Genomic DNA, 17534 nt, shown 5'->3' with positions numbered 1-17534 from the left:
GTCCACCCAGGGCAGAACGGCCCTGTCGTACGTCCCCGATGACCGCCCCCGCACCGGAAGCAACCGTTCGACAACGTTGTCGCAGCTGTTCTGGCAACCATGTTCATCAACACTCGGGGGCATGGCTACCCTCCCCTCCCACAGCGTCGCAGTCGTCCTCGGCACCCGCCCCGAGCTGGTCAAACTCGCCGAGCTGATCCGGGTCCTCGGACCCGCCGCCCGGGTCGTGCACACCGGCCAGCACTACGACGAGGGCCTGTCCGGGGGCTTCCTCGACGAATTCGGGCTGCCCGAGCCGAGATTCCTCACCGGCGTCGGCGGCCGGCCCAGGGCGGTCCAGGTCGGCGCCGCACTCACCGGTCTCGACCAGCGGTTCGCGGCGGACCCGCCGCGCGCGGTCGTCGTCCAGGGCGACACCAACGCCGCCCTCTCCGGGGCCCTCGCCGCCAACGCGCGCTCGCTGCCGCTCGTCCACGTCGAGGCGGGGCTGCGCAGCCACGACCGGAACATGCCCGAGGAGCACAACCGGGTCCTGATCGACCGGCTCGCCGACGTGCTCTGCGCCGCCACCCCCGACAACCGCGCCCACCTCATCGAGGAGGGGATCGACGCGGACCGCATCGCCGTCACCGGCAACACCGTGGTCGAGGCGGTCCACGACCATCTGCCGCCGCCGGACGAGCGGACCCGGCTCCTCGCGGACCACGGGCTCGAAGCCGACGGCTATGTCCTGGCCACCGTGCACCGCCCGGAGAACACCGACGACCCGGCCGTGCTGGCCGTCGTGCTCGGCGAACTCTCGGGTCTCGCCAAGCGGCTGCCCGTCGTCATGCCCCTGCACCCGCGCACCCGCGCCCGCATCGAGGAGGCGGGACTGTGGCCGCTGCTCGACGCGATCACCGTCGTGCCGCCCACCGGCTACGGCGCCTTCCTGGCCCTTGCCCGGCACGCGGCGCTGATCATCTCCGACTCGGGCGGCATCCAGGAGGAGGCCACCGTCCTCGGCCGGCCGCTCGTCGTCGTCCGCCGGTCCACCGAACGGCCCGAATCGCTCACCGACTTCGCGGACCTCGTGGAGCCCGGCCTCGGCATCGAGACCGCCGCGCGCCGCAGGCTCGCCGAGGGCCCGGACGGCCTGCGGCGGCTCGCCGGACTGCCCAGCCCGTACGGCGACGGCAGCGCCTCGCGCCGGATCGCGGACCTCACCGCGGACGTGGCACTGCCGGACGGCGTGCCCGCCCCGGTCCCCGCCTGAGCCCCGGAGCGCCCGCCCCCGTCCGCCGCCTCCCAGGAGCCTCGCATGGTCCTCGATCTCTTCCTCTACGTCTTCCCGTTCCTCCTCCTCGCCTTCTTCCTCGTCTACTGGGCCGGCGCCCGCCGCGCCTACGCGCGCCGGCAGCCCTCCCGTACCGGCGATCCCGCCGCCTTCGGCTGGCACTTCTTCGTGCCCTGCCGTGACGAGGAGGCCGTCATCGAGACCACCGTGACCCGGCTGCGTGCCGACTTCCCGGGCGGGCACGTCTGGGTGATCGACGACGCGAGCGAGGACCGGACGGGCTCGATCGTCGGCGCGCTGGCCGCCCGGGACGACCGGGTGCACCTCGTCTCCCGGCGGCTGCCCGACGCCCGCAACGGCAAGGGCGCCGCGCTCAACGCCGCGTACGCGGCACTCGCCGGGGAGCCGGACCGGGACCGGCTCGTCGTCTGCGTGGTCGACGCCGACGGCAGGCTGTCGCCGGACGCGCTCGCCCACGCGGCCGGCCCCGACGCCTTCGGCGACCCGGAGACCGGCGGGGTGCAGATCGGCGTCCGGATGCGCAACGTCGAGGACGCCCGCCCGCTGCCCGGCCGGGGCAGGCTCGCCAACGCCTACGCCCGGCTCCTGATCCGCATGCAGGACGCGGAGTTCGCCGTGTCCAACACCGGCATGCAGCTCCTGCGCCGCCGCACCGGCTCGGTCGGCCTCGGCGGCAACGGCCAGTTCACCCGGCTCACCGCGCTCGACCGGATCGCCGCGGAGCACGGCCGGCCGTGGGCGCGCGCGGCGCTCCTGGAGGACTACGAACTGGGCGTCCAGATGCGGCTGGCCGGCTACGGGGTCACCCATCTGGCGGACACCTGGGTGACCCAGGAGGCCCTGCCGCGCACCCGGCGCTTCCTCACCCAGCGCACCCGCTGGGCGCAGGGCAACATCCAGTGCGTGCGGTACGCGGGCCGGATCACCGGCTCCCGGCACTACTCGGCCAAGGGCGTGCTGGAGTGCCTGTACACCTTCTTCCAGCCGGTCGCCCATCTCACGACCCTGCTGCTGAGCGTCCTCATGCTGACCGCGCTCGTCATCGACGGAGAGGCCGCCCATGTGGTGCTCTCCGCCTGGCCGGTCGCGCTCGCCCTGGGACTCCTGTCGATCGTCCCGTTCGTGCTCTGGGGACCGGTCTACCGCCGCGAGTTCGCCCCCGGGCGGTCCCGGCTCACCGGGGTGCTCTGGGGGATCGCGCTCTGGCTGTACGCGTACCACCTGTTCCTCGTGTCGGCGCGCGGCTTCGTCCGGCTGCTGCGGGGCCGTACGGGCTGGGCGAAGACCCGGCGCAACGCCGAGACCGCGGCCGACGGGCGGGTCGCCATCGAGGTCTGAGACGCCCGCGACCGGGACGCCCGCGGAGGGAGAGCCATGAAGAACCCGAGAATGCCGGCCTTCAAGTATCTCGACTGCGGTGGCGCGTGGGCCGTACTCGCCGTCGCCCTGCTCGATCTCGTGCTGGGGGAGGAGGTGAGGCTGCTGGCCCTCTACTCCGTGGGGCCGGTCGTCGCCTCGGCGCGCGGCCGTGTCCCGGCCGTCGCCGGCACGGGCCTGTTCGCCGCGGTCTGGGCCGCGGTGCTGGCGTACCACGACGACGTGCTCGCCTCGCCCCGGGCGGTCGTGTCGCTGGTGGCCGTCGTCGTGGTCACCGCCGTCGCCGCCGCGGGGGCGCGCATCCGCCAGGGCCACGAGAGCGGGCACGCCGTGATGCGCGACGTGGCCGCCACCGCCCAGGACGCCCTGGCCCCGTCGCTCCCCGAGACGGCGGGGCCCGTGCACATCGCGGCGTCGTACGAGTCCGCGGCGGACGCGGCCAGGATCGGCGGGGACTTCTACGAGGTGGTGCCCGTCCGGGGCGGCGTCCGGGTGCTGATGGGGGACGTCCAGGGCAAGGGGCTGCGGGCCGCCGGGCTGGCGGCCGCCCTGCTGGGCGCGTTCCGGGAGTACGCGGCGGTGTCGCCGAGCCTGGACGAGGTCGGGGTGCGCATGGGATGCGCCCTGGCACGCCGGCCCGACGAGGAACGGTTCGCCACCGCCGTACTCGCCGAGGTGACCTCGGACGGCCGGATGACCGTGCTCAACTACGGTCATCCGGCGCCGCTGGTGGTCCGGGCGGGCGGCGGGGTGACCTGGACCGAGCCGGACCGGCCCGGCATGCCGCTCGGGCTCGACGCCCTGGGGGACGGCCGGCCGGGACGCCACCGGGGGCTGCTGCACGACGGGGACCGGGCGCTGTTCCACACCGACGGACTGGCCGAGGCCCGGGACGAGGACGGCCGCTTCTACCCGCTGGGCTCGCACAGCGGACTGCTGCGCGACGGGCCGGTCGGCCGCTGCCTGGCCAGGATGCGCGAGGACGTGCACCGGCACGCCGCGCCATGCGGGGCGGACGATTCGGCGTTGCTGCTGCTGGAGTACGAGGGTCCGGCGGGGGCCGTCGCCGCCCCGAGGGGAGGCGGGGCCCGGGTCTCGCTCCGGACGGCGGAGCTCGGGTGCGATGTGTGCGCCGTGCGGGACTGCCCGATCGCCGCCCGGCTGAGGGCCTGACAGCGCACCGCCCTCCCCGCCACCGGGCGGCGGGGAGGGCGGACGAAGGGAGCGTCAGGAAGGCAGCTTGGCCAGGACGACCTTGGTCGAGCCGCCGTCCTCCAGGTCCATGGCGTAGTACGCCGCCTCGCCCCGGTTATTGATGTCGATGCCCTCCAGCGGAACGAAGCGCGAGGAGCCGGTCATGGCCGACAGCTCGTACATGCGGCCCTCCGGGTCCCACACGACCGCGGTCTCCACGTCCGGCGCGGTCTGGGCGGTGCCCATGATCCAGCCGGCGTCGTTCACCGCGAGCGCCTTCGCGTCGAAGCCGAAGTCGGGCAGCCGGGTCATCGAACCGCCGGGCTTCAGGACGAACGCGTCGTCACCGCTGGCGCCGACGATCGTGCCGGAGGCGTTGACCGACTCGGCGTAGCTGTCGGGCATGCCCGGCAGTGTGCCCAGGTCGGTGATCTTGCCGTCCGCGTCCCACTTCACGGCGCGGCGCCTGCCGTCCTTGGAGGAGTGGCCGACCACGATGCCGTCGTTGTTGATGGCGATCGGTTCGGTCAGGCTGCGGCTCTCGGTGAGGTGCGGCAGCTTGCGGAAGCCGGTCGCCGCGCTCCAGACGAAGCCCTCGTTCACTTCGAGGTTCCGGCCGGTGGCCGGGTCGGTGATGTTGCCCGTGGCGTTGCCGACGACCGTACCGGAGTCGTTGACGGCGAAGCCGCGCGCGAAGCGGTACGCCTCCCAGTCGGGCAGCGGAAGGACGGTGAGGTTGCCCGCCGCGTCCCAGAAGCCGGCCCGGGTGCCCTCGGCGGGCGTGAGCTGACCGGTGGCGTAGCCCTTGGTCGGACTCTGACTGTAGACATGGCCGTCGCGTGCGTCGGCGTTGTCGAGCAGTGTGACTCCGTTCTCCGCGTCCCAGCGCATCGGGCGGCTCTTGTTCGAGACCTGCTGGGAGCCGGAGACCCGGCCGTTGTCGTCCAGGCTGAACGCGAGGGCCGGGCCGAACGAGGACGTGATCTCCGCGTGCGGGGTGGACACCTTGCCGATCAGCACGTCGGCGCTGCCCAGCAGGGTGCCCGTGTCGGAGGCCAGAGAGAACCGGCCCACCATGCGGCGGCCCGCCGGGGGCACGGTGTCCGCGACCAGCCGGCCGCTGATCTTCATGGACCTGCCGTTGGCGAGGCGCACCGGCTTGTCCTGGTCCACCGTCACCGAGCCGAGCGACGAGGAGAACATCGTGTCCTGGATGTCGAACTCGGTGCTGCCCGACGGTACGTCCGTGCCCGCGATGTAGAGCAGGTAGTAGCCGGGTGCCGGCTTGTCCACCACGATCGACTCGCGGGAGCCGCCGTTGGTCGAGGAGGCGACGAGCGCCCCCGACTGCGCGACCAGGTACAGATCCAGGTCCGCGTCCGGGTCGGAGGCGTTGCCCATCGACACCTCGAAGCGCGTCGCGTCCCGGGGCACCGTGACCTGCTTGCCGGTCATGTCCTGGTCGGCGACGGTCGGGTGGGCCTCGGACAGCGCGCCCAGGGAGCCGCCCACCGCGTGCGCGGTCACCGGGGCGAACCGGTTGACGGCCGTGAAGCTCTTCTCGGCCGCCGAGTGCAGCGCCGCCACGTCGATCACCGAGGACGCCGGGTCGAGCGTGGCGCCCTGCACGGTCGCGGTCAGCCGGTAGGGGTTGGTGAGCACCGGCGAGGTGCGGCGGGCCTCCACCTCGAACTCCCAGACGCCGGGCATCGGCTGCTGGTAGGTGCGCGAGCCGGAGGCGCAGTCCTTCTCGTCCGAGAAGTGGGAGTAGCAGCGGCTCACGGCGGTGTCCTCGACCGGCATGCCCTGCGGGTCGACCGCCAGGAACCGGGTCTGGCTGTCCTTGGTGACGCCGGACAGGTCCACCTTCAGCGCTGCCGCGCCCTTGGGCACGGAGACGAAGAACGAGCGGGTGGCGTTGCGGTCCACCGAGCCTGCGGTGGACACCGCGTACGACGGCTTCGCCGGGTCGGCGGCGGCCACGACGGTGACCGGGACCAGCTGGTCGACGCCCGGGGTGGCCGGGTCGTCCACGCGCAGCAGCGCCGAGTGCGCGCCGGTGGACCTCGCCTGGGCGCGGACGGTGACGGAGGTGGCCCGGCCCCGGTCCAGTCGCACGGTGCGAGGGGCGCTGAACGTACCGTCGTTGCCGACCCAGGAGAGGCGGGCCTCACGGCTGCCGGAGCCGGTGCGGGTGAGCTTCACCGTGTAGTTCTTCGGGCGGTGCAGCGGCTGCCCGCCGTCCTGGGAGGAGCAGCGGTTGTAGATGCCGGTGCCGGACCCGGGGGTGGTCAGCATGTCCGCGAGGACACCGCAGACCGGCGCCTCGACGGAGTAAGCCGTCGGCTTCAGGCCCTTCGCCAGCAGCTTCCACGCCGCCGGTACGGAGACGAGGCCGGCGCCCTGCGCGTACGCCGGCTGGTCCGGCAGATACGTCGCCGAGCCGGTCAGCGCGGACCGCAGCCCGGCCGGCGACACCTTGACGTGCGAGGCGGACGCGGCGGAGAGCAGGACGGCGACGGCACCCGCGGCCTGCGGCGAGGCCATCGACGTACCGTTGAACATGCCGTAGCCCGGAGGCAGTTCGTAACCGGCCTGGGGCACGCCCTCGCCGGGCAGCCAGGTCGGAATGGAGGAGACCGCGGCGCCCGGGGCGACGATCTCCGGCTTCATCCCGCCGTCCTCACGCGGCCCGCGCGCGGAGAACGGGAACAGCGACTGGCGGTCCTTCACCTCGGAGCCGTAATCCGCCCACCAGGTGTCCTTGCTGACCGAGGCGCCCACCGCGATGACCTTGTCCGTCACCGCAGGGTCGGACACCGTGTTCATGCCGGGACCGTCGTTGCCCGCCGACGACACGATGTGCACGCCGTACTCGTCGATCAGCCGGTTGTAGAGGACCGAGCGGACGTTGGCGCCGTCGTTGAGCGCGGGCAGCCCGCCGATCGACAGGTTGACGACGTCGGCGCCCTTGTCCACGACGACGTCGATCATGCCCTCGGTGAGGGCGTACGAGGTGCAGCCGGCGGCGAAGAGACAGACGCGCTCCGAGACGATGCGGGCGCCGGGGGCCGCGCCGTCCATCTTCCCGCCGAACAGCCCGTGGCCCGCGGTGATACCGGCGACATGGGTGGCGTGGGCACCGGAGACGATGCCGATGTTCACGAAGTCGGCCGTCTTGCCCGCGCTCGTGCCGCCCCGCGCCGACAGGTCCACGTCGTCGCGGTACTCGACGGTGAACGGCATCGACTCGGCGACGGCCGTCGCGGGGTCGTCCTTGCCGAAGGTGGCCCACTTGCCGGACTTCGCGTACGGCTCGACCACATCGGCGTCGCCGAAGGTCTGGTCGAGGTCCGCGTCGACCCACACCCGGTGGTCGGCCTTGCGGTACAGGACGCCGAACACGTCCTTGTAGTCGCCGTCCCGGTTGACGTCCCCTTCCAGCTCGCCGCCCCAGGTGTCGGACTCCTTGAAGAGCTGGAACTCGTAGTCCCCGTCCGGCGCCTTGTAGTCGACCCCGCCGTAGCGGAAGGTGCCGTCCTTCGCGGTGACCTTCAGCCGCATCTCCAGCCACGTCGGGTCGGCGTCCGTCACCGGGTCGGTCGCGGTCACCCAGTCCTTGATCTTCGGCTGCCCGGTCGTGGTGGTGCGCAGCGCCGGGTGGGCGAGGTCGACCCCGGTGTCCAGGATGCCGACGGTGACGCCCCGGCCGTCCCAGGAGCGGTGGTCCTCGGTGAAGCCGGTGGCCCCGGTCTCGGCCACGGGCAGGTAGGGGTTGTCGGCCGGGGTGGTGCGGTCGGGGGCCTTCGGCGTGGTGGGGCCGTGGCCGCCGTGGTCCTTCTTGTCCTTGGCGGTGACCGGTGACGGGTCGGGGATCTTGAAGGTCTCGTTGAGGTCGACGGCCCGGACCGAGGAGAGGGCGGCGAGCGCGGTGACCTTGCCGGTCGGCACGGTGGCGCGGACGTAGCCCAGCTTGTCGTCGGCCCTGGCGACCCGGCCGCCGAGGTCCGCGACCTTCTCGCGCAGCGCCTCGGTGTCGCCCTCGCCGGTGGCCAGCAGGACGGTGACCGTCTTGGCCTTCTTGCTCTCGGCCTTCTGGAGCAGCGTACGGTCGTGGGCGCCCAGCTTGTCGTGCGGGGCGGTCAGGGCCTTCTTGGGCGCGTCCGGGACGGCCGTGCCCAACGGGTGCGGCACGTCGGCGGCTTGCGCGGGCAGTGCCGACAGGCTCATGAGTGAGCCGGTCAGGCCGGCCGCCAGCACGGCGGCGGTGAACCGGCGTCTGCGGCGCGTGGTGGTGGGGCGGGACATGGGTGCCCTTTCGCATGGCGGGGGCCTCGGCAGGACCGGGACCACGTCGGCGATCTCCCGCCGGAACCCGGGCACCGGCGGAAGGTCGTGGCACGGGTCTACCGAGCCCGGCCGGGGCGCCGCAGCACACTCGCGTGGCGGATACATGACACGACGTGTTGTCGCCAGCCCCCGAACTCACCTTCTCCCGATGGCGACTTGACGACAGACGTGATCTCGCCACCGGTTCCCCATTCCCACCGGAGGCCCACGCACCGACGATCATGCGATGCCCGTCCCCCGCAGCTCACGAGGTGAGGGGGACCCCGTCCGTCCCTGCCCAGAGGAGCCCACGAATCATGACGCAAGCCCCGGGGCGCAGACACCTCGCCCTGGCCGCGGCGGCAACCGTGCTCGCCACCCTCGCGGCCACCGCCCCCGCAGCCTTCGCCGCACCCGCCACCTCCGGTACGTCGGGTGCCGGCGCGCTGCTCGCCTCCCTGGACGACCAGGAGCGGGGAGCCCTGCACCGGATGGCCGCCCTGGACATGGGCGGCCTGCACCTCACCGACAAGGCCGCGCTGCGCAGCAGCAAGCCCGTCGACGTCATCGTCCAGCTGAAGACCCCGCCCGCCCGGACCGCCCGCCTGCTCGCCGCGGCCGAGGGCCGCACGGTCGGCGAGGACGCGGCGAAGGACGCCGTGACCAAGGCGCACCAGCGCTTCCGCACCGCGCTGGACGGCATGTTCGCGAAGGGCGCCAAGACGGCCAAGGCCCCCAAGCCCGGGCGCACCTACACCCACAGCTTCGACGGGGTCAGCCTCCGGCTCCCCGGCGACCGCGTCGCCGAACTCCTCGACAACGATGAGGTCACCGCCGTCTGGCCGGACACCACCGTCAAGGCACTCGACCGCCCTTCCCCCGTCGACGGCGGCGGGGGAGGGGTTACCGGCGCCGCGCAGGACGACGACGGCGTGGCCCGGCTGCACGCCGAGGGCATCACCGGCAAGGGCGTCAAGGTCGGCATCATCGACACCGGCATCGACTACCACCACCCCGACCTCAAGGCCGCGTACAAGGGCGGCTACGACTTCGTGGACGACGACGCCGACCCCATGGAGACCACGTACGCCGACTGGAAGGCGTCCGGTCAGGCCGAGACCAACCAGGGCTCCGCCTACTACACCGAGCACGGCACGCACGTCGCCGGAATCGTCGCCGGCCGGGGCGACACCGCGCAGGAGCGCGCCGCGCACGGCGTGGCGCCCGGTGCCTCCGTGTACGCGTACCGGGTGCTGGGCCCGTACGGGAGCGGCCGTACGAGTGACATCATGGCCGCGATGGACCGGGTGGCCGACGACGGCATGGACGTCGTCAACATGTCGCTCGGCGCGGCCGTCAACGACCCGATGAGCCCGCAGGCGATAGCCGCCGACAACCTGGTGCTCGCGGGGATCACCACCGTCATCGCCGCCGGCAACAGCGGCCCGGGCGCCAACACCCTGGGCACCCCGGGCGCCGCCGCGCTCCCGCTCACCGTGGGCGCGCACGACGAACCGATGACCCTGCCGGAGTACCGCATCGGGGCGGGCGCCACCACCGCCACGGGGCGGCTGCTGGCCCGGCCCTTCGGCGACGCGCTCTCCCACCTGGCCTCGGGCACCTACCCGGTCGCCGACGTCGGGACCGGCACCGCGGCCGGCTACAGCGGCAAGGACGTCAAGGGCAAGGCCGTCCTCGTGAAGCGCGGCGGGATCACCCTGGACGAGAAGGTGCGCCGCGCCGCCACCATGGGCGCCGTCGCCGTCCTCCTCGTCAACGACAACGCGGACGAGGGGCACATCCCGAACTACATCGGCGAGAGCCCGTCCTATGTGCCGGCCTTCTCGCTCACCGCCGCCGAGGGCGCCGCGCTGGCCGCCGGGACCGCCGACTCCACCGCCCGCCTCACGTTCACGGAGGCCGGCACCTTCGTGCTCGGCAGCGGCGGGCTCGCGGACTTCAGCTCGCGCGGCCCGGCGTACGGTACCGGCGCCATCAAGCCCGAGGTCACCGCGCCCGGCGTCAGCGTGCTCTCGTCCGTCCCGGCGGACACCGTCGCGCCGGAGACCGGTGACTACACCGACGCGTACGCCCGCCTCAGCGGCACCTCCATGGCCTCGCCGTACGTCGCCGGGGCCGCCGCGCTGCTGCTCCAGCACGACCACCGGCTCACGCCGGACGGGGTCAAGGCGGCGCTGATGAACACCGCCCGCCCGATGCCGGGCAAGGTGAGCGTCTTCGACGCGGGCGCCGGCGCGGTCGACCCGTACACCGCCGTGCACACCGAGACCTCCCTCCAGGTCACCGCGAAGACCCCGTACGTCTCCCTGGACGGCACCCGGTCCGAGCTCGACCACCGCACCGGCGCCCTCGATCTCGGGGTGCTCCCGGTCGGCCGGTCCACCCGTGTCGAGAAGCGGCTCGACCTGGTCAACGACAGCGGCTCCAAGGGCCGTTACGCGGTCGAGGCCACGTTCACCCGGGGCAACGGGGCCTCCGGGGACGCCCGCGCCGCCGGTATCACCCTGTCCGCCGACCGCCAGGTGACCAGCAAGCCGCACGGCAGCACGCCCGTCCGCACCACCCTGCGCGTGCCGCACGACGCGCCGGCCGGCTACTACGAGGGCTTCGTCACCCTGACCCCCGTACAGGGCAAGGGACTTCACACCCTGCGGATGCCGTTCGGGCTGCGCGTCGCCGAGTCCGGCTTCGCGGAGATCGACATGACGAAGCCGGTCATCTCGACCAACCAGTTCTCCGACGCCGGGTCCGTGGGCGGCGGCGCCGCCACCTTCAACCTGCGCATGGCCGGCCAGCTGACGAGCGTCGACATCTTCCTCGCCGACGCCCGCGGCAAGGACCTCGGCTACGTCGGCGGGATCAACACGACGGGCCTCACCGAGGGCGTGCTGTACGGCCCGGCGACGGTCGGCGGCTGGTACTTCCCGGTGACCGGGCGCAAGGCCACGCCGTTCGACCCCCGCGGCCGCTGGATCGCGGACGGCCACTACAAGCTGCGCATCGTGGGCACGGACGCCTTCGGCGGCACCGACGCGGAGCTGCGCGACATCTACGTCGACTCGCACGCCCCGGCGTACGAGGACACGTACGGTGCTTGGGACCCGTCCCGCCCCACGGTCGTGGAGATTCCCGCCGACGCCACGTCGTTCGCCTTCTCGGGCCGGCTGCGCGACGGCGAGGCCGACGCGATCCACAAGGCCGGGCTCGACATCGGCCAGAAGGACAACGCGCTGTACTACTCGACGTACAGCCCCAACGCGCCCACCGGTCATGTCAACGCCGACGCCGACGGAAACGTGAACGCGTCGGTGGCCGTCTCGCCCGGCCCGCCGACCGCCTACGTCAAGATGTGGCCCACGGACGCGGCGGGGAACATCGGGGGCGTCCGCTCCCTCAACCTCATCAAGGAGGGCATCCCCTACGTCGTCGCCGACGCCGACGCCCCGGTGGCGCGGGCCGGCGACCGGGTCACGTACACCCTGACGGCCCACGACCTGAAGCACTGGAAGTCCTTCAGCTCCCAGATCCGCTACGACGACCGGAACGTGAAGATCACCGGCATTGAGCCGACCGCCGAACTGGCCGCCCACGGCCCGTCGGAGATCACCACCACCGCCGTGTCCGCCGGGGCCTCCTCGTACACCACGCTCAACTTCGACGTCTCGGACGCGGAGGGCCTGAGCGGCGACTCGATGCCGCTGCTCAAGGTGACGTACGAGGTGACGGGGGAGCACTGGACGGCATCGGCGGGGCTCAACACGGGCACCACGAGCGCCACGGACACCACCGGCACCAAGGTGCCGCTGAACATCCAGTTCTACGGCTCCGTGCGGATGCTCAACCCGCAGTCCACCTTCGCCGCCAAGCCCGCCGCCGAGGCGCTGCTGACCAAGGACTACGCGTACGACACGAAGCGCGACTACAGCCTCGACGGCTTCCAGGCCGAGCTGACCGCCCCGGACGGCACCCGGCACCCGATGGCCGCCGACGCGACCGCCCGGATCTCGGCGGACGGACTGAAGCCCGCCGCGAAGCCGTACCGCCTGAAGATCCGGGTGCCGGGCCACTTCGCCTGGACCGAGGACATCGACCTCGGCCTGGACGGGTACGGGGCCGTGGCCGGGACGAGCGCCACGTCGAAGGCGGCGCTGATCGCCGGTGACGTCAACGGGGACGACGTCATCGACGTCCGCGACGCCGCCGCCGTGTACGACGCCCGGGGCACCTCGAAGCGTTCCGCCGACATCAATCACGACGGGACGGTCGACGGGAAGGACCTGACCTGGGTGGTGACCAACTACCTCCAGCAGAACTCCATGTCCGACCGCTACACCGACCCGGTGAAGCGCCTGCACGGCCGGACGCTGGAGTACTACACCGCCCGGATGTGACGGCCCGCCGCCCGGGGTGCCCACGTGCCCCGGGCGGCCCGCTCACACCCAGTTGTTGCGCATCGCGTACCAGCCGAGCTGGACGCGCGAGGAGACCGAGGCGGCGTCCATCAGGGCGCGCAGCCTGCGCTGGACCGTACGGGGCGACGTGCCGAGCTGGTGGGCCGTCGCCGCGTCCGTCAGCCCGGACAGCATGAGCTGGAGCAGCCGCCGGTCGGCCGGGTCCAGGTCGCCGTCCTCCCGCAGATACGGCCGCGAGCGCTGCCACACGGACTCGAACAGCTCGACCGCCAGCCGGACCAGGGGCGGCCCGAGGATGATCGAACGGCCCGCCTCCAGCTGGACCATGGCCGTCTCCTCGTCCGCTATGAGGAGCTTGATCAGGGGCTGGTCCACCACCCGCACCTGATTGCCGGACGCCAGCCGCTCGTCCAGCGCGCGCAGTGCCTCCGGCTCGGTGAGGAAGGCCCGGTCCACGACCACGCGGTACGCGGCGTGGGGATTGCCGTCCTTGCGCAACGGGGGCTCCGCTTCGGCGTCCCGCGTCTCCTCCGCCTCTTCCTCCTCGGCCTCTTCCTCCTCCGCCGACGCGTCCACCGGGTTCGCCAGCGTGGACGGGACCGGGGCGACCGTGTTGGCCCCCGACTGAAACCCCATCAGGGACGTCCGGGCCCCGTACTCCAGCTCGTACAGACGGCGGGCCTGGGCCTCGCGCCCCTCCCAGAACTCCACGAACTGCCCAGGCACCTCGGCGCCGTCGGGCCGCCACGCCGCGAGCAGACGCACCAGCGAGTCATCGGCTCTGCGCAGGTCCTCCTGCAACCGGATCAGGGAGGAGCGCGCGGCGGCGGACGGCCCGGGTGGCGGCTCGGCCGACGGGAACGGTGGCACTTCTGGCTGGGACGACATGGCACAAGTGTCGCCACCTGCGCGGCGGCCTGGCAACGGACCCCCCGCGCGGTGCCGGCGACCGGCTCGTCACCCGTGTCGGGATTACGTCATGGCAGCCACTCGCCAGCCCCAAGGCCCCCACGGAGCAGCGGTGTTGGCCACGCTGCTGCTCACCGGGCGCCTCCCTCCGAGGTCACCGGACACCTTCTCTCCTGGAGACCCACGATGAGACGTACGAGGCCATGGCGCCGGACAGCCGCCGGGCTGGCCACCGCCGCCCTGCTCGCGGCGGCCGCCCCCGCCGCGTCCGCCGGCACCCCGGCGGACGCCGACCGGCCGCTCACCGACGGCCCCGGCCGCGCGGTGACCGTCACCCTGATCACCGGTGACGTGGTCGAGGCCCAGGTGGACGACGCCGGCCGGGTCCTCTCGGCGGCCCTGCGCGGCGGCGACTCCACCGGGCACGCCGCAGCGACCTGGCAGGACGGCAAGCGGACCTATGTGTTCCCCCAGGGCGTCGAGCGCCTGGTGGACGCCGGGCTCGTGGACGCCGCGCTCTTCGACATCGGACGGCTCGTCGCCGACGGCTACGACGACGCGCACACGGACACCCTGCCCGTCGTCGTGGAGTACGCGGGCGGCGCCGCCGCCCGGGGCCTGCGCGGCGCCCCCGCCGCCGTCCCCGGCACCCGGACCACCGCGACCCTGGAGTCCATCGGCGGCGCCGGACTCGCCGTCAGCAAGGAGTCCGCCGCCGACGCCTGGCAGAAGCTCGCCCCGAGCGACCCGAGCGCCCCGAACACCGAGCGATCCACGGCCCGGACGACCGCCACCGCGACCACCGTCAGCAAGATCTGGCTCGACGCCAAGGTCCGAGGCACCGCCGTCAGCGGCCTCGGCTCCCCCACCGTGCCCCTCACCGGCGCCACCACCGCGCACCGGGCCGGGCTCGACGGCTCCGGCGTCAAGGTCGCCGTCCTGGACACCGGGGTCGACGCCGGCCACCCCGACCTCGCCGGACGCGTCGCCGCGAGCGAGACCTTCGTGACCACCCCGGCCACCGACGACCGCACCGGCCACGGCACCCACACCGCGTCCACCGTGGCGGGCACCGGCGCCGCGTCGCACGGCACCTACGCGGGCATGGCACCCAAGGCGGACCTGCTCATCGGCAAGGTGCTCGACGACGACGGCTCCGGCTCCCTCAGCGGCATCGTCAACGGCATGGAATGGGCGGTCGACCAGGGCGCCCGGGTCGTCTCCATGTCGCTCGGCTCCGACGGCGACACCGCCTGCGCCGGGCCCGGCGTCGACGCGGTGGAACGCCTCAGCGACAAGGCCCTGTTCGTCATAGCCGCCGGCAACGCCTCGCTGCACGGCACCGTCTCCACACCCGGCTGCGCGCCCAGCGCCCTCACCGTCGGCGCGGTGGACCGGAAGAACACCACCGCCTCCTTCTCCAGCCGGGGCCCCTCCGTCGACGGCGTGAGCGCCAAGCCGGACATCGCGTCCCAGGGCGTCGGCGTCGTCGCCGCCAACTCCGGTGGCCGGGGCGCCCAGGCGTACCAGGAGATGTCCGGCACCTCGATGGCCACCCCGCACGTCGCGGGCGGCGCCGCGCTGCTCCTCCAGCAGCACCCCGAGCTGACCCCGGCCGGGCTCAAGGCGCTGCTCACCTCGTCGGCCCGGTCCACCGACGCGCCGGTCCTGGAGCAGGGCGCGGGCCCGATGGACGTGGCCCGCGCGGTGACCCAGCCGGTCACCGCCCCGCCCGTGCCGCTCCTGGGCGACTTCGCGTACCCGCAGCGGAACCTCGCCCCGGCCGACAGGACGGTCACCCTGACCAACCTCACCGGCAAGGACGTGCGCCTGAGCCTGCGCGTCGAGGACGTCCGGGGCGACGACGGCAGCCGCGTCGCCGGCTTCGCGCGTCCGGCCCGCACCACGGTCACCGTCCCGGCGCGGGGGACCGCCGATGTGCCGGTCCGCATCGACCCGGGCGCCCGGCTGAGCGCCGGGGCGTACGGCACGGTCACCGGCCGCCTCGTCGCGACCGGGTCGCACGGGGTCCGCGTCACCGTCCCGTTCGGCGTGCACATGGAGGTCCCGTCCGCCGACCTCACCGTCAAGGGCCTCGACCGGCACGGCGACCCGGCGTCCTCCCCGTCCGCCTTCCAGCTGTTCGACGACCACCGCGACACGGCGAAGCGCTACACCCTCGGCTACCCCGAGCCCGGCAGCACCACGATCCGGGTGCCCCTCGGCACGTATGCGCTGAGCGGCCTCGTCATGACCCGCGACGAGCCCGGCGACATCGGCAGTGTGGAGTCGGTCAGCCAGCTCTACCGCGAGAAGCTGACGGTCTCCGGCGACACCGAGGTCACCCTCGACGCCCGCGCCGCGCGCCGCATCTCCTGGGACACCGAACGCCCCAGCCAGGGCGCCGGTTTCGCCATCGGCCTCGCCCTCGGGCTGGACGACTCGCGCCGCCTCCAGGCCGGCTACCTCACCTCCGTACCGTCCTACGCCAAGGAGATCTACGCCCAGCCGGTGCACGGTGACGACCGGCTGACGTTCCTCGCCTCCGCCCGGCAGACCGCGCCGCGCGCCGCCCTCACCATCCCCGGCGGCCGGGTCCTGGACTCGCTGCCGGTGCAGAAGGGGACCGAGTTCGACGGCAAGGGCTCGGCACCGGTGACGTACATCGGCAAGGGCACCGACGCGAACTTCGCCGCCCACGACCTCCAGGGCCGCATCGCCCTCGTGGACGCGGGCACTGGCGGCGGCAATGCCTTCACCTGGGACAAGGCCGCGCGGCAGGCAGGCGCCGCGGGCGTGCTGGCAGCCGTCCCGGAGAGCGAGGGCCGGTTCCAGATCACCGGCCCCGAGGGCATCCCGCAGGCCACCATCACGGCGGCCGACTCGCGGGCGATCAAGGCCGCCCTGGATCGGGGCGATGTCTCCCTGAAGTGGTCCGGCACCGCGACCGACCGCAGCCCGTACGTCTACAACCTCGCCCTCACCGGGCACGGCTCGATCCCGACCGGCACCCAGCGCGTCCGCGACCGCGACCTCGCGGCCACCGACGCCCGCTACCACGTACAGGGCGCCGACGACGCGACGTACTGGTCGGACGTCAAGGTCGGCCTGCCGGGCATCCCCGCGATCTGGGCCGGCGGCACCACCCTGCCGCTGCACGCGCCCCAGCAGCGCACCGAGTACTTCACCCCGGCCGGCCGCGACGGGGTCGCCTGGACCACCCTGATGCGCCGGGACCTCGGCCCGTACGGCAGCACCTCGTACGACGGGCCCCGCGAGCTCGACAAGGGCCGTACGACGTCCCAGTGGTACAAGTCGCCCTACGGGCCCGTCCGCAACACCTACGCGCAGCCCCTGATGAACCGCGAGAGCAACCGCCTCGGCTACACGATCGCCCCGTTCGGCGACGCGGGCGGGCACGACTCCACCCTCGCCATGACCGACTCCGGCACCCGCCGGCTCCTGGTCGACGGCGAACCGCGGGCCATGGTCTCCGGCACCTTCGACCTGCCCGACAAGAAGGCGGAGGTCACCTTCCAGCAGCAGTGGCAGCGGCGCGCGGGCACGCTCGACCGCACCGGCCTCGCCTACGCCACCGAGTGGGTCTTCACCACCGACGCCTCGGACCAGGGCGCCCAGCACCTGCTGATCCCGGCCCTCGACCTGCCGTCCGACCTGCGCAACTCCCGTCCGGCGGGGGAGCCGACCACGATCGGCCTGAGCGCCGTCACCGACGACTCGGCGCGGCCCGCCACCCTGCGGAAGGTGAGCCTGTCGTACGCGTACGGCACCGAGTCCACCGTCGAGGCGGTCACCGGCTGGCACGAGGCCCGCGCCACGTCCACCCGCGACGGCTGGCAGGTCCGGCTCCCGGGTGACGCGCCCGCCGGAACGTTCGTCCACCTGAAGGTCACGCTCACGGACAAGGAGGGCGCCCGGGTGAGCCAGACCATGATCAGGGCGTACGAGGTGCGCTGAGCGCGCGATGTGGTCTG

General features: G+C 73.3%; 7 protein-coding genes. 5 read left to right on the top strand and 2 right to left on the bottom strand.

The genetic code is table 11. The features are described 5' to 3' along the window. The first annotated feature begins 121 nt into the window (after window positions 1-121). From wecB to ACIQZN_RS20790, 3 genes are read left to right on the top strand one after another with little or no spacing between them, the layout of a single operon-like run. Complete coding sequence (gene wecB / locus ACIQZN_RS20800; protein ID WP_403995779.1) at window positions 122-1255, top strand: non-hydrolyzing UDP-N-acetylglucosamine 2-epimerase; 1134 nt, start codon at window positions 122-124, stop codon at window positions 1253-1255. A gap of 45 nt (window positions 1256-1300) precedes the next feature. Next, complete coding sequence (locus ACIQZN_RS20795; RefSeq protein ID WP_403995776.1) at window positions 1301-2635, top strand: glycosyltransferase; 1335 nt, start codon at window positions 1301-1303, stop codon at window positions 2633-2635. A 36-nt stretch (window positions 2636-2671) separates the two neighbouring features. Beyond that, on the top strand, window positions 2672-3847 hold the full coding sequence (locus ACIQZN_RS20790; protein WP_403995773.1) for a PP2C family protein-serine/threonine phosphatase: 1176 nt from the start codon (window positions 2672-2674) through the stop codon (window positions 3845-3847). Window positions 3848-3901: 54 nt separating this feature from the next. Here ACIQZN_RS20790 and ACIQZN_RS20785 read toward each other — a convergent pair whose 3' ends face one another. Continuing rightward, on the bottom strand, window positions 3902-8176 hold the full coding sequence (locus ACIQZN_RS20785) for a S8 family serine peptidase (RefSeq protein ID WP_403995770.1): 4275 nt from the start codon (window positions 8174-8176) through the stop codon (window positions 3902-3904). A 338-nt stretch (window positions 8177-8514) separates the two neighbouring features. On the opposite strand from ACIQZN_RS20785, the gene ACIQZN_RS20780 reads away from it, so the two are divergent. Further along, window positions 8515-12609, top strand: a complete 4095-nt coding sequence (locus ACIQZN_RS20780; RefSeq protein ID WP_403995767.1) for a S8 family serine peptidase — start codon at window positions 8515-8517, stop codon at window positions 12607-12609. A 42-nt stretch (window positions 12610-12651) separates the two neighbouring features. On the opposite strand, the gene ACIQZN_RS20775 is transcribed toward ACIQZN_RS20780, so the two are convergent. Further along, on the bottom strand, window positions 12652-13518 hold the full coding sequence (locus ACIQZN_RS20775) for a helix-turn-helix transcriptional regulator (protein ID WP_403995764.1): 867 nt from the start codon (window positions 13516-13518) through the stop codon (window positions 12652-12654). Between the two features lie 207 nt (window positions 13519-13725). Here ACIQZN_RS20775 and ACIQZN_RS20770 point away from each other — a divergent pair, with 207 nt between their 5' ends. Further along, complete coding sequence (locus tag ACIQZN_RS20770) at window positions 13726-17517, top strand: S8 family peptidase (protein WP_403995761.1); 3792 nt, start codon at window positions 13726-13728, stop codon at window positions 17515-17517. Window positions 17518-17534 lie beyond the last annotated feature (17 nt).

The organism is Streptomyces sp. NPDC097595, assembly GCF_044761525.1.
Taxonomy (GTDB): Bacteria; Actinomycetota; Actinomycetes; order Streptomycetales; family Streptomycetaceae; genus Streptomyces; species Streptomyces drozdowiczii_A.
This window is presented reverse-complemented; position numbering and strand designations above follow the sequence as displayed.